Consider the following 13,572-nt stretch of genomic DNA (forward strand, 5'->3'; position numbering starts at 1 on the left):
GTGCCGTCCTGCCCCCTTTTCTGTTCTGTGCGCAGCTCCGACGGTTGCTCTGAAACCTTGCTCAGAGGCTTGATCTGAATGCTCCACCTCCGGGGTCCTGGCCGCTTCACCGCGTGCCGAGGCCCCGCTTTTTTGCCGAGTGCTGTTGCGCTGAATGGTTAGCGCTCCAGTGCCGGGTCGAGCCGTAACCAGCCGGTGAGCAGTGCGCCGATCACCGAACTGACCGCCAGGCCAGCCAACACCGCACCGGTTCCCCAGCGGTGCAGCAACCCCGGCAGTGTGAGGGCGGCGAGCACCGCGCCGGCTTTGCCGGCAGCGGCCGCGAGGCCCGCCCCCTGGCCGCGCTGGGCGATCGGGAACACCTCTCCTGCAAGGAGATAGGTGGTGGCATTGGGGCCGGCGTTGGTCATGAACAGAAACAGGCCCACCCCGGCGATCACCAGGCCAGGCGCCTGAACAGCCCCGCTGCAGCCCCACGCCGCCAGCGCCAGCCCCGCGGCGCAGCCCCCGAAGCCGGCCACCTGCAGCCCGATCCGGCCCAGCCGATCGACCAGCACGATCGCCAGGCCGATTCCGGCCACGAACAGCCCATCGGCCGCTGTGGCCCAGCCCAGGCTGTGCTGTTGCACGCCGCCCTCCACCAGCAGTTGCGGCAGGAAGATTCCCACCCCGTAGGTGCTGAGGTCCTGCACAAACCACGGCAGCCCGGCCAGCAGCAGTGGGCGCAGTGAAGGAGGCGCCAGCGGGCTGGGTGCGCGAGGTGGCAACGGGTTGGGCGCAGCAGGGGCTGTCTGCGTCTGGCCAGTGGCTGGCGCCGACCCCCCTTCTCCAGCGGCCTGGGGTTGGGCAACACCCGGCGGCCGCCAGCCAGGGCTTTCCGGCACCCCCAGCCGCGCCCAGGTGAGCAGCAGCACCGGCAGCACCGGCAGGAGATAGAGGCTGCGCCAGCCCAGTGGCCCCAGGCTGCCATGAGCAGCCAGCAGCCAGCCCAGCAGGCTGCCGCTCAGTGCCCCCACGGCCTGGCAGCCGAAGGCGCCCAGCACCAGCGGGCCGCGCCAGGCCGCCGGCAACTGCTCGGAGATCACCAGATGGCCCGTGGGGTAGTCGGCGCCGAGCGCCAGGCCGATCAGCAGCAGTGCGGCCACCAGGCAGGTGACGTTTTGACTGGCGGCGGCCCCCAGCAGCCCCGCCAGCAGCAGCACCAGCTCGGCTGAGAACACCGGCCGGCGGCCCCAGCGGTCGGCCAGCGTGCCCAGCAGCGGCGCGCCCACGAGGATGCCGATCAGCGGCGCGGCCGCCAGCAGACCCACGGCTGCCCTGGCCGGCGCCAGCTCCGCCTGCACCAGCGGCAGGGCGATGCCCCCCATGAACACCACCAGCCCTTCCAGGTATTTGCCTGCGGCGGTGAGGCCCCAGATCCGCCAGTCCGACGCTGTGAGGGTGGGCCTGCCGGCAGGGATCACGGGCCCGGCGCCGGCGCCCAGGGCGGCAGCGGTGGGGTGACCAGCCAGGCCTCCCGGCGCGCACGGGTGAGAGCGGTATAGAGCAGCCGCCCCTCCCAGCGCTCACTCCTGGGCAGCAGCACCACCACCTCCTGGTACTGGCTGCCCTGCGACTTGTGGATCGTGAGAGCAAGCGCCGGTTCCGCCCCTGGCAGGCGGGCGGGATGGAGCAACCGGGGCCCGGCTGTGTCGTCACTGAACAGCAGCAGCGTCTCGCGCCCCGGCCGCACCACCACGCCCACATCGCCATTGGCCAGGTTCTGTTCCGCCAGGTTGCGGCTGCACAGCACCGGCGTACCCAGCGGCCAGGCTGCTGCGCCGCGTTCGGCGGCCTCCCCCAGCAGGCGGCGATGCAGGGCCTCCACGCCCCAGCTGCCACTGCGCACGGGCGTGAGCAGCACGCAGGCTTCCAGTTCGTTCAGCAGCGCCTGGGCCGCGGAAGGCTGGCTGGGATCAAAGGCCATCGCCAGTTCCCGCAGCCGTTCCTGATGGGCGCGCAGCCGCTCCAGCGGTGCTTCAGGCAGCCGCGGCGGCTCGCAGCGCAGCCAGTGCAGGTTGTCGCGCGGTTGGAGTGCGGCAAGGCTTCGCTCCAGCCGGGCGCCGCCGCCGTTGCGCACCTGGGCGGCCACGGCGGCGATCGCCCCTTCGTTGCGGTAAGGCGTGGCCAGTTGCACCATCGCTTCCCCCAGCGAGGCGCGGCGGTGGTCGTCTTCGATGGCGATCAGCACGGCGCCGGGGCTCACCGGCGGTAACTGGGCCGGATCGCCCACCAGCAGAAGCTGGGCCTGCTGCGGCAGGGCGTCGAGAACGGCTGCCATCAACACCAGATCCAGCATCGACACCTCATCGATCACCAGCAGATCGAGGGCGAGCGGGTGGCGGCGGTCGCGGGCGAAACCATCGCCGCGGCTTTCCAGCAGGCGGTGCAGGGTGGTGCAGGGCAGGGCCATGCAGCGTTCGGCCAGGTCGTCGGGCAGGCGGTCCCCGCGTTCCCGGATCGCCTGCCGCAGGCGCGTGGCGGCCTTGCCGGTGGGGGCCGCCAGGTGCACCCGCAGGTCGGGGCGGGCCTCCAGCGCCGCGGCCAGCATCTGCACCACCGTGGTGGTCTTGCCGGTGCCCGGACCGCCGCCGAGCAGCACCAGCCGCTGAGACAGCAGGGCGTCCACCGCCCGCACCTGCTGAGAATCGAGGGCGCCGCGGCGGCAGGCCGTATCGCGCAGGCGCCGGCGATGCTCCGGTGGCAGCGCTGGCTCCAGCGGGCTCAGGGCCCGCTGCCGCAACTGGGCCAGTACGTCGTCGAGCTGGTCGCGCCAACGCCGCCAGGCCAGGCCACCCGCTGCCGTGCGCACCAGCGGGGCCGGGCCGGCCGGCGACGCTTCCCGGCCAGCGTCCAGCAGGGGGGAGCGCTCCAGCGCTGCCCGGTGGCCCTCCGGCCAGAGGCCGGCGGCCACGCTTTCCGCCCCGATCCCTTCCGGCGCCGTTCCAGCCAGCGGCAGCTCCAGCTCGCCGCGTTCCACCGCCAGCGCCAGCGCCAGGATCAGCTCCTCCACCAGCGGATCGCGCTTCACCCCGTAGAGGCGCGGCAGGGCTTCGGCCAGGGCCATCCCCAGCGTCCAGCCAGGCGCTGCGACCGCGCCTGTGGCCGCTGCGGTGAGAGCCCCGAACGGCGCGGGTGCCTGTGCTTCTTGCGAGGCTTCCGTCATGGCTGCCCCTCCCGCAGGGCGGCATCGAGGGCCAGCAGCCGATCGGGATCGACCGCTTCCACGAACATTCCCGGTACGGCCGCTCCGGGCCCGGCCGCCTGTGCCCGCTCCCCCGGCACGCCGCGCAGAAACACGTAGACGTAGCCGCCCAGATCGCGCTCGGGGGTGTAGCCCGGCAGGCGCCAGCGCAGGTAGCGATGAAGCGCCACCAGATACAGGTGAGCCTGCAGTGGGTAGTGATTCGCCGCCATCAGCGCCGCCATCGCCGGCGGGCCGTAATGCAGGGGTCCGCAGGCCAGCGGTTGGCCGTTCTCGCCGCGCTCACCCAGCCAGTTGCTCTTCCAGTCGGCCACCCACCAGCGCAGCTCGCCAGCGGCGGCGGGAGCGGTGAACACCAGATCGATCGAGCCGGTGAGAAAGCCGCGGCTGGCCACCGGCAGCTGCTCCAGCTGGCTGGCGTAGGCGGCGCCGAAGGCCCCGCTGGGATGGTCGCGGAACGGGGCTGCCAGCCCGGCGGCGCGCACCAGCGGCGAGCTCTGTCGGGATGCTGCGGGCTCAGAGGCCAGGGGCAGGTCGAAGTTCATTTCGTTCAGCCGCTGTGTCAGCGGCAGCTCGGCGAGGCGGAAGCTGCCCAGCGGGCCGCCCATCGGGGTGAGGCGCAGCTGCTCGAGGCCGGCCAGCACGGCATCCCGCTGCTCCAGGTCGATGCCGGCCCGCCCCAGCTCCAGCTCCACCAGGGCGGCGGTGGCGGGATCGGCAACGGCACGGCGTTGATGATCGACCTGCTCGAGGATGCGGTGCAGGCAATCGCCGGCAGAGGCGCCCCGGGGAAAATCCTGCAGGGGGCCGTGGGCGTCTGGGTCGGAGCTGGCCGGGTCTGAGTTGGCTGAGCCAGAAGTGACTGGACCAGAAGTGGCTGCGCTGGAGCCGGCTTGACCAGAGGGGCCCGGCTGGGAGGTTGCTGGCCCCGAGGTGGCGCTGGCCGCCGCTTCGATCATCGGCTCGATCGGCGGGGCGGCGGTGTTCGCATCGGTTTCCCGGCCGTCTTCGAGCGCCGCCGGAGGCAGGGCACCGCCACTGCTGCTGTGCGTCCAGCTGGAGTAACTGCTGCGGCCCCAGTTCCCATCGAGCAGCCGCTGCGGCACCGGGCCTGTGTGCAGCGTGCCGCGGCGTGGCGGCGGCTGCCAGCGCCCCTGGCCGGCAGCTTCCGCCGGCAACTGAATCCAGCTCAGTCCACTCAGCGCGTCGCCCGGGCCCAACACCTGGGTGCTGGAGTCGTCGTCGCCGGGCGCGCGCAGGGGCTGGCCGGGGAACAGCCAGGGCCGCAGCGGATTGGCCTCCTGGTCTTGAGAGGGCCCGTACACGAGCACGAGCAGCTGCATGGCGCGGGTCAGCGCCACATAGGCCAGCCGCTCCGCTTCCTGCGCCTCCGCCTGATGCTTCTGTTGCCGTGCTTCGCGGCCCACGCCCCAGCGCTGGTTCACGGAGATGTCGAGGCTGGGGCCCGCGGCACCGGGAGGCGTCCAGCGCACGCCAGGGTTGCCGGCGGATGTGGCTGCGGGGGGCGCCTGCCAGAGATAGGGACAGATCACCACCGGAAACTCCAGCCCTTTGCTGCGGTGCACCGTCACCACCCGCACCGCTGATTCCACCGCATCGCTGTGGGGCTGGTGGCGTTCCGGCGGGTCGTTGGGCGGATGGCGGCGGCGGCGACGCAACCAGTCGGCGGCGGCCACCGCCCCGAGCTGTTCGTTGTGCATCTGCTCCTGCACCAGCTCGGCGCATTGCTGCAGGTCGGCGAGCAGCCTGCCGCTCTGCGACAGGCGCCCCAGCCCCTCGCCCTCCAGCAGTTCGGCCAGCACCCCCAGCAGGCCCCGCAGCCCCAGCCCTTCGGCCAGCCGCGCCAGACGATCGGCCAGGGCATCCCAGTCGGCCGGGCTGGCGGCGGTGAGGCGCCGGGGACTCCAGCCCAGCAGGGGGGAGGCGGCCAGCAGCCGCTGTCGCGGACCGCTGCCGGGTTCCGCCAGGGCATCGAGGAGGCGTTGCAAGGCGCTGGCCCCTTCGCTTTCGAACACATCGCCCTTGCTCACCAGCCGGCTGGCGATGCCCCGTTCCTCCAGGGCGCGGCGCAGGGCGTCGGCCTGGGAGTGGCGGCTCACCAGCAGACAGATGTCGCCCGGTTCAAGCGCCCGCTGCTCGCCGTGCGCATGCACCTCGATGCCTCGCTGGAGCAGGTCCAGCGTCAGCGCACCGATCTGCCGCGGCAGGGTCTGCTCCAGCGCGGTTTTGCTGGGCAGCTTCGCCCCGGCGGCGGCGGAACCAGGCGCCGGCCCCAGCCACAGCAGCTGCAACGGCGCCTGGCCGGGTGGCAGCTGCAGGTGCAGCGCTTGCCGCTGCGGCTGGGCCACCACGGCGGGCACAGGCAGGTCGGTGCGCACCAGCCCGGGGGCCATCAAGTGGTTGAGCGCGGCCACCAGGGGCTCTGAGGCGCGGAAGTTGTGGCGCATGCTGCGGATGGAGGGTTTGCCTGCCGCCGCCGGGGTGCGGGCCGCCAGTTGCCGCGCCGCCAGGTAGGTGTCGAGATCGCCGCCACGGAAGCGGTAGATCGCCTGTTTGGGGTCTCCCACGATCACCAGCAGATGCTGGCCGGCGCCAGCGGCGGGGGCAAAGGCCTGCCGCAGCGTGCGCCACTGGATCGGGTCGGTGTCCTGGAATTCATCGATCAGGGCCGCCCGGTAGCGGCGGCGCAGCGCCTCGATCAGCGCGGGGCGCCCCGTGCCCGTCGGGCCGGGATCGAGGCCTCGCAACAGCTCCCCATAGCTGATCCGCCCAGCCCGCTGCCGCCGGCTGCGCAGTTCCCCCACGCCCCAGTGGCAGAAGTGGGCCAGCACCGCTTCAGCGGGGCCGTCCACCAGCGCGGCCACCGCCTCCAGCAGCGGCCGCTCCGGCAACGACACCGGCGGGGTTTCGAACGTCTCGGCGATCTTCGTGAAGACGGCGGGATGGAAGTAGTCGGGTAGCCAGCTGCGTTTGTCGATACGCAGCTCGGCGTAGGAGCCGGGATCGGGCTGGGTGGCGAGCCAGGCATTGAGCTCCTCGACCCGATTCGTTCTGGGTTTGCCGGCGTACGGCGTGGTGGCGCTGGCCCCTGCCGCCTTCCATTGCCTGGCACTGGCACAGAACGTCTGCTCCAGCGCTTCCCCCCGCGCCGCCCATAACGGCTTGAACCGCTCCCACACCTGGCCCCAGAAGGCGGTGAGCTGCTCCTGCAAAGGCGCCTCAGTCCGCCAGCCGTCCGGCAGGGGCGGGGGCGCCAGCGCCGCATCGCCTTCCAGCAGCTGGAGCAGGCCGGTGAGGGTGGCCTGGGTCACCTTGGCCCGTTTCAGCCCTTGCAGCAGGTGGAGCGGCAGGGGCAGCACCTGGCTGTGCCAGTAGTCGTGGACAACCTGTTCGGCGAGCTCGGCCCCTTCCGTTTCCACCTCCAGCTGCGGGCCCAGGCCTGCCTCCAGCGCCTGGCGCCGCAGGTTGCGGTGGCAGAAGCCATGGATCGTGGTGATGTCGGCGGCATCCAGCTCTTCGAGGGCCAGCAGCAGCCGGGCGCGCAGCTGGGGCAGGTTGGTGCCGGTGGGCAGCTGTTCCAGCCAGCCGGCCAGCACCGCGTCCATGGCGGGCCGGGCCGCGACGGGCGGCTGCAGCGTGTTCGGTGCCTCGAGAGCCTGCAGCGCCTCCAACGCCTCGAGGGCCTGCTGAAACCGCCGGCCGATCCGGTCGCGCAGTTCGGCCGCCGCCGCTTCGGTGAAGGTCACCACCAGCAGTTCCCGCAAGGCCAGGGGGCGCTCCATCAGATGGGGCTCTGTCACCAGGCGCAGCACCAGATGGGCCAGGGCGAAAGTTTTGCCGGTGCCTGCACTGGCTTCGAGCAGCCGCAGGCCAGCGCTGAGCGGCAGGGCGTTGGCATCGAACTCCAGCAGCGGCCGATAGGCCGCATTGGCGCGGGGGTCTGGCTGGCTGCTGGCGTGGCTCATGGCTGGCTCACGGCTGCACCTGCGCGTCCAGCAGCGGGGTCCACAGTGCCAGCGCCAGGCCGCAGAGATCGCCGAAGCGTCCGGCCAGCAGGTCGGTGGCGGGCGTGCCCCTACCGAAGGCCAGCGCCAGCGGTGCCTCCTCCCGTTCCGCCATGGCGAACAGCCCCCCTTCCCAGGCGCTGCTGGCGGCGCTGGCACCACTGCCGGGTTTTTTCCGTTCCGCCAGCGCGTAGGCGTAGCCCATGGCCGGTGGCACCGGCCAACAGCGCAGGCGGTGCTCCTGGCGCCAGCGGAGCAGGGCGTTGAGCTGCTCCGCCGCTTCCTCCTGCGTGGGAGCCGCCCAGACGCCCACCACCTTGAAGGCCTCCTTGTCGCGGGCGATCAGGCGGGCTTCCCTGGGGGCGGCACCGGCCGCGGTGGCCAACAGCAGCTCCAGCCACAGGCCGAGGCGGTCGCAGGGGCGGGGATTTCCGAGCCGCACCTGCACCAGCGTGCTGCCGTGGGCCACCAGCTCGGCGGCCAGGGCTTGCGTAGCCGCGTCCTCCTCGCCTTGCTGCCAGCGCAGCGCCAGGGGTTGTGGCTCGCCCAGGCCTGCCAGCAACTGCTGCAGCGTGACCCAGCGGCCCGTCAGGGTCTGCACTTCCAGGGCTCCGGCACTGAGCGGCGGCAGCACGCCACGCCCCTGCGCCAGGTGGCGCCAGTCGGGGGCGGGCAGGGGGGTGCTCTGCGCGGCCGACAGCCCCGCTTCTGGTGCCGCCGGCCGCGCGGCGGCCTGCCGCTCGTGCTCCTGACGCAGCAGCCAGGCCCGCTGCCGTTCGTCGAGTTCGAGTGCTTCGAGGTCATCGAGCGGCTCCACCCACTCCCTGGGCCGCAGCCCCAGCTCCTTCAGCCACTGGGCCTGGGGCGCCAGCAGCCAGTCGCGCAGGTCGCTCCAGGGATCCAGCTCGGCCTCGCTCACGCCAGCAACGCCGCCGGCCCGCGCCTCCGCCCCAACGCCGAAGGGTTGGTCGGCCTGCTCCTGCAGGGCCAACGGCCAGGCCGGCGCCACCGCCGCGGCGCCATCGAGCTGCTGGCGTGCCAGCAGCTGCCGCCGGTCGCAGCTGGCCGGTGGCCGCTCGCCCGTGGCGAGGAAGTTGACCCGCTCCAGCGGGTTGGCGGCATGGCTGACCACCAGCTGCTGCGCCACCGGCTCCCCCAGCTCCGCCTTCAGCAGCTCCAGCCACTGGCGCACGGCGGTGGCCGGTGGCATCTCTTCCCCTTTGCGCTCCTCGCGGCTGGTCCAGGCGATCAGCAGGTGGTCGCGGGCCGACAGCAACGCCTCCATCAACACGTAGCGGTCCTGGTCGGCGGGACTGGGGTCACCAAGCCGCCGTTCCCGTTCCATCAGGTCGAAGCCGGGTCGCTGCCGTTGCCGTGGAAACACATCGGCATCGAGGCCCATCAGCACGATCACCCGGTGGGGAATGGCCCGCATCGGTTCCAGGGCGCTGATTGTGAGGGCGCCGCTGCGATGGCCGAAGCGGCCGCTGTCGCTGGAGAGGCGCTCCTCCAGCACGGCGGCCACCACGGGAGCGCTGATCGGCAGCGGGCAGCGGGCGGCGCTGCCTTGCCACTCGGCGATGGCGGCACGAATCGCCTGCAGCTCCCAGGCCCGCTCCCCTCCCTCGCCGAACAGCTCCGGCAGCAGGGCGGCCAGGTGGCTGCCCCAGGCGACGGCGCTGCGCGGTCGGCCCAGGCCCTCCAGCACGCGCTGCACCTCGATGAGCAGCCGGATCCAGCGCGCCTGGCGCTCCACGCTGCCCCCCAGCGCCTGCGGGGCGGTCAGCCCCACGGCCACGCCCGGTTGATCGGCCAGCACCTGGCCCAGCAGCAACCGGTCGATGGCCCAGCGCAGGCTGTGGGTGGGATCACCGCCGCGGGCGGCGCCATCGAGGCCCCAGCGGAAGCCTGCGGCCTGCAGCGCGGCATTCAGGGCGGCCGGTTCATCGGCTTCCAGATCGAAGTGGGTCTGCAGGGCGCCGTTCTCCAGCAGCGCCTCCAGCGCTGAGGCGGTGAGCCGCTCTCCCCCCAGGCGCAGCAGCTGCAGCAGGGCCCCGCCGATGCTGGCGTCCCCCTGCTGGCTGCGGTCGGTGAGCCGCCAGGGGAGGGTCACACCGGTGGCGCCGCTGTCGCCGAACACCGAGCCCAGCAACGGCGCCAGCTGCTCCACCTGGGGGGTCATCACCAGGATGTGGCGTGGTTCGAGGCTGGGATCCGCGGCCAGCAGCTGCAGCAACCGGTCGCGCACGATCTGCACCTGGCGCAGCCGCCCCGGGCAGGGGTGGAACTCCAGCGAGTGGTCCCCGGGCGCCAGCGTCAGGGTGGGCCAGGCCTCCGCCTCCACCAGCTGCTGCTGCAGCTGCTCCAGCAAGCTGGGCGGCCGCCGCCCCTGGTGCTCGGCGCCACTGGCCGGCAGAACGAAGAGATCGCGGGTTTCCTCGGCGGCCAGCTGGGTGTCGCCGGTGCCCTCCAGCAGTTGCTGGAATTCGCCGCCGAGCCGCCCGAAGCGGGCTTCGAGTCCGGGTGTGCGCGCCAGCCAGTCGAGGTCGTGGGGATCGGCCAGCTCGATCGCCACATCGAGGCTGCGGCGCCGGTCGCTGCAGCGCTGCCAGAGATCGCGGCAGGGGGTGAGCAGGTAGAGATCCACCGGCACCACGGAGGCGAGCGCCTGCAGCAGGTGCACCTGCACCGGAGCGGCACTGCTCAGGCCGAACAGCCGCAGCGGACCCTGGAGCCCATCGAGGCAGGCGGTGCCGTGGCGCAGCCGCTCGATCGCCGTGAGCACCTTGAGGCCGAAGGGCGGCCGGCTCAGCCGCTCCTGCAGCTGGCGGAACAGGCGCGGTTGCCAGAGCTGATCGGCCGGCAGCGGTTGGCCGCGGTCGTTGTGGTCATGGCCGCGGCACCAGGCGGCCACCATCGCCGGCCGGTAGAGGCTGAGGTCGTCGAAGCTGTCGGCGATCGCCCGGCCCAGTTGCCACAGGGGCAGATCGAGGGCCGGCTGCTGGCCATGGCCGCGCTGCTCCAGCCAGTGGGCCAGCAGGGAGGCGTCGGGGCCGGCGGCGAGCGCGGGGAGCAGCTCCAGCAGCGGCCAGACCAGCTCGGTGGCCCGCCACGGATCACTGTCTGCGGCGCCTTCGCCCAGCAGGCCGTCCACGGTCTGGCGCAGCTCGCTGGTGAGAAAGGGAAAGCGCAGGTTGGCGGCGATACCACCGAGTTCCAGTGCCAGCTGCTCGCCCAGCCAGCGGCTGGTGGGCCAGGTGTTCACCACCACCCGCACGGTTTCGAAAGGACCGGGGGGGTCGTGCAGCAGCTGGAGCGCCAGCAGGGCGGCCAGCTGTTCAGCGCGGTTGCTGCGGAAAACGCTCAGCACGGCGCCGCCGCTGGGCTGGTCAGAAGGAGCCGAGCGCGGCCTGGCCTGCCCGAGCCCGCTGCGGATAGCCCGTGCCAGGCACGGAGATGCTGGCGCCGCTCTCGGGGCAATAGGCGGTGAGGGTGCCGCCGTAGCAGGCGCCGGTGTCGATCATCACGATGCGGTTGAGGCGACGCACCGTTGGGGCCGGCGTGTGACCGATCACCACATCGCCGAAGCGGCCGTCGTAGGCCTGCCAGAAGGGCAGGCGGATGCTCAGATCCGGCGCCCAGGTGTGGGGGTTGAAGCCGGCGTGGGTGGCAACCCAGCCTTCGGCTGCGTAGGTGAGCGGCAGGGTGTCGAGGCGCTCCTGCCACAGGCGGCAGCGGGAATCCCCCAGCTGGCGGTAGGTTTCACAGCCGGCCAGGGCGGGGTTGCGCAGCCAACTGCCACGGCGCAGCAAATCGAGCAGCCGCTGCTCGTGGTTGCCGCGCAGCCATACGGCGCGGCCTTCCTGCACGAGACTCCAGGCCAGCTGCATGGCCCGCTCGATGTGGGGGCCGCGGTTGATCACATCGCCGCACAGCACGAGGCGATCGCCGGTGGGCAGGCGTTCCAGCAGCGACTGCAGGGCATCGGCGCAGCCATGCACGTCACCGATCACCCAGTGACGGGAAGGCTGCGAAGGGGGAAGCATGCAAAGAATGCGTTAACGACAGTCTCGCCCGGCGCGCGTGAATCTGTCAGCCCCCCCGGCAGCAACCGCCTGCAGGCGCTGATACGGTCCGGCAGGCGTCGTTGCGGGCCCATGAATCCAGCCTCCCTCCCCCCGTCCCAGAAGGTGAAGGCGCTGGTGAAGGCGCTGAATGGCGCCAAACGCACCAACGAGGCCCTGGCGCGCTGCCAGGACGGGGACGAAATGATCGAGGTGTTGCTGGGAGCCTCCGCCAAGCTCGGCCTCGGCCTCACCCGCGAGGAGCTGCTCTCCACTCCGCCGATCCGCGACTGGATCTGGTGGAAGAACAAGGAGGCTTTGCTCACGATCGGCGACAACCGCCCGCGGTACCAGCAGGATGTGCGGCCCACCCCGCAGGCGCCGTCGCCAAAGCCGCCCACCCCGGAGGGCACCGAGGGCGAGAAGCGCAAGCGCTTCTTCGGCCTGTTCTGAGGGTGGTGCCGGCGCGGCCATGGGCTTCCTTTGCCGCAGACACCTCCGCCGCAAACACCTCTGCTGCGGACACATTTGCTACACATTTCGCGCCAATGGGGTCCGCCGCGCGCACGATCCGCGCTGAAGTTCCGCACCAAGCGATCAACGCTCCACAGGATCTACCGATTCTTTACAGGAGATCGGCTTCATTTTTCGGCCGTTGCCACCACTTCAGCTGACAAAGTGGGCAGCCAAGCCATGACAGCGATCCAACACTTGACTCCCACCAACCTCCACTGGCAGGAGAACGGAGAACTCCATCCCGACGATCTGGAGTGCCTCCGGGATCGTTGGCTTGCCGACGCTGCCCTGGATTCCCGCCAGCACCACCACCTTGCCGGTTGGGTGCAGCACAAGACCAAAGCCCCACTGCGCCGCAGCTGAGCAGGAAGGCCCCGATCTGTCGGGGCTGAGCCCCTGCTGCCCCGCACCAGCGGGGCTCAACACAAACACACCACAACAATCACTGCACGTCGCCCAGGCTGATCCGCCCGGGCTGTGGCAAGTGCCTCCGCCCTGCTCAGGTGGTGGCCAACGGGTCGGCGATGGTGGCCGAAGGAGCCAGGAAGCTGCCCTTCGCCACGAATTCCAGCCTCAATTTGAGGAATTCGATGAATTTCGGGTCGGTGGACACCACCGCGGCCGCCGGTCTGGGCACGCTGCTGCCCACGGTCTGCAGTTCAGCGGCCTCCAGAAAGGCAGGCCGCGACACGAGCCAGAAGTCGATCGGCTGGTTGCGCTCGGCGTAGTGGCGACGGCGTTCGCGCAGCACTTCCTCCAGCGGCTCCTCCACGGTCAGAAACGCTTCGCTGGCGGCAACGAAGTGATAGGTGAGGGGCGCAGGCAGGGTCATGGATCGATCGAGCCGAACAGGGGATCGCGGCGTGGATTCTGAACCAGCGCCTTCATCTGGCGGACCGCTTCCTGCAGGCCCACCGCCAGGGCGCGGGCCACGATCGTGTGGCCGATGTTCAGCTCCTCCATCCCTTCGATGGCCGCTACCGGCTCCACGTTCTGATACGTGAGCCCGTGCCCGGCATTCACCCGCAGCCCCAGGCTGCGGGCCACGTGGCTGCCTTCGGTGAGGCGTGCCAGCTCCAGGGGCTGTTCGCTCCAGCTGGCCTCGGCGTAGGCGCCGGTGTGAAGTTCCACCCAACGGGCGCCACTGGCGGCACTGGCCTCCAGCTGGGCGTTGTCGGGGTCGACGAACAGGCTCACGGGAATCCCCGCCGCCTGCAACCGGCCCACCAGAGGCCCCAGGCTGGCGGCCTGGGCCCGCACATCGAGTCCGCCCTCGGTGGTCACTTCCTCCCGTTTTTCGGGTACCAGCGTCACCATGTCCGGACGGATGCGCAGGGCGATCGCCTCCATCTCCGCCGTGGCGGCCATCTCCAGGTTGAGGCGTGAGCGCACGGTGGCGCGCAGCAGTTCCAGATCCCGCGGCTGGATGTGCCGCTGGTCTTCCCGCAGGTGCACGGTGATGCCGTCAGCGCCACCCAGCTCCGCCAGCAGGGCCATGGTCACGGGATCGGGTTCCAGCGCACGGCGGGCCTGGCGCACATTGGCGATGTGATCGATGTTGACGCCAAGGCTGGCCATGGCAAAACCGGGAGGTTCCTGGATCCTATGGATCGCCCCCAGGCCACTGTTCTCTGGCCGCAGCGGCAACTGCCCGTGCCCTTCGGCGCTGCGCAGCTGTGACTCTTAGCTTGCAGGCACCTTCAGCGGTGGGCGGTGACAGCGC

Annotated in this window: 9 protein-coding genes; 2 read left to right on the forward strand and 7 right to left on the reverse strand. The window is 71.5% G+C overall.

Annotated features, from left to right (window positions below; translation table 11 throughout):
- Positions 1-158: 158 nt before the first annotated feature.
- Genes ACWJI3_RS00230 through ACWJI3_RS00250 form a run of 5 tightly spaced genes read right to left on the reverse strand, consistent with a single transcriptional unit; the run spans position 159 to position 11,315 of the window.
- Positions 159-1,463 carry an MFS transporter gene (locus ACWJI3_RS00230; protein WP_480202431.1) on the reverse strand — a complete coding sequence of 435 codons (1,305 nt, stop codon included), beginning with the start codon at positions 1,461-1,463 and terminating at the stop codon, positions 159-161.
- Positions 1,460-3,205, reverse strand: a complete 1,746-nt coding sequence (locus ACWJI3_RS00235; protein ID WP_480202432.1) for an AAA family ATPase — start codon at positions 3,203-3,205, stop codon at positions 1,460-1,462. Before ACWJI3_RS00235 ends, ACWJI3_RS00230 begins: the two co-directional genes overlap by 4 nt.
- Positions 3,202-7,230 (reverse strand): UvrD-helicase domain-containing protein, encoded by a 4,029-nt coding sequence (locus tag ACWJI3_RS00240; RefSeq protein WP_480202433.1) that lies wholly within the window; start codon positions 7,228-7,230, stop codon positions 3,202-3,204. Before ACWJI3_RS00240 ends, ACWJI3_RS00235 begins: the two co-directional genes overlap by 4 nt.
- 7 nt (positions 7,231-7,237) lie before the next feature.
- A complete protein-coding gene (locus ACWJI3_RS00245) occupies positions 7,238-10,639 on the reverse strand; it encodes an exodeoxyribonuclease V subunit gamma (protein ID WP_480202434.1) in 3,402 nt (1,133 codons plus the stop codon).
- Between the two features lie 19 nt (positions 10,640-10,658).
- Complete coding sequence (locus ACWJI3_RS00250; RefSeq protein WP_480202435.1) at positions 10,659-11,315, reverse strand: metallophosphoesterase; 657 nt, start codon at positions 11,313-11,315, stop codon at positions 10,659-10,661.
- A gap of 111 nt (positions 11,316-11,426) precedes the next feature.
- Here ACWJI3_RS00250 and ACWJI3_RS00255 point away from each other — a divergent pair, with 111 nt between their 5' ends.
- On the forward strand, positions 11,427-11,786 hold the full coding sequence (locus ACWJI3_RS00255) for a hypothetical protein (protein WP_480202436.1): 360 nt from the start codon (positions 11,427-11,429) through the stop codon (positions 11,784-11,786).
- Between the two features lie 240 nt (positions 11,787-12,026).
- Positions 12,027-12,212, forward strand: a complete 186-nt coding sequence (locus tag ACWJI3_RS00260; RefSeq protein WP_144036940.1) for a hypothetical protein — start codon at positions 12,027-12,029, stop codon at positions 12,210-12,212.
- Positions 12,213-12,348: 136 nt separating this feature from the next.
- Here the strand turns inward: ACWJI3_RS00260 and ACWJI3_RS00265 are convergent, their stop codons facing one another.
- Positions 12,349-12,681, reverse strand: a complete 333-nt coding sequence (locus tag ACWJI3_RS00265; protein ID WP_480202437.1) for an MgPME-cyclase complex family protein — start codon at positions 12,679-12,681, stop codon at positions 12,349-12,351.
- The gene (locus ACWJI3_RS00270) at positions 12,678-13,427 is read right to left on the reverse strand and encodes a pyridoxine 5'-phosphate synthase (RefSeq protein WP_480202438.1); all 750 of its coding nucleotides are present in this window, start codon (positions 13,425-13,427) and stop codon (positions 12,678-12,680) included. Before ACWJI3_RS00270 ends, ACWJI3_RS00265 begins: the two co-directional genes overlap by 4 nt.
- Positions 13,428-13,572: the final 145 nt, after the last annotated feature.

It is taken from the genome of Marcopretia estuarina LEGE 06307, assembly GCF_056633115.1.

Bases quoted from the DNA above. Each gene is read 5' to 3' on its own strand.
- ACWJI3_RS00250 (WP_480202435.1), bottom strand. From the start codon at position 11,315: ATGCTTCCCCCTTCGCAGCCTTCCCGTCACTGGGTGATCGGTGACGTG.
- ACWJI3_RS00265 (WP_480202437.1), bottom strand. From the start codon at position 12,681: ATGACCCTGCCTGCGCCCCTCACCTATCACTTCGTTGCCGCCAGCGAA.
- ACWJI3_RS00260 (WP_144036940.1), top strand. From the start codon at position 12,027: ATGACAGCGATCCAACACTTGACTCCCACCAACCTCCACTGGCAGGAG.
- ACWJI3_RS00235 (WP_480202432.1), bottom strand. From the start codon at position 3,205: ATGACGGAAGCCTCGCAAGAAGCACAGGCACCCGCGCCGTTCGGGGCT.
- ACWJI3_RS00240 (WP_480202433.1), bottom strand. From the start codon at position 7,230: ATGAGCCACGCCAGCAGCCAGCCAGACCCCCGCGCCAATGCGGCCTAT.
- ACWJI3_RS00270 (WP_480202438.1), bottom strand. From the start codon at position 13,427: ATGGCCAGCCTTGGCGTCAACATCGATCACATCGCCAATGTGCGCCAG.
- ACWJI3_RS00255 (WP_480202436.1), top strand. From the start codon at position 11,427: ATGAATCCAGCCTCCCTCCCCCCGTCCCAGAAGGTGAAGGCGCTGGTG.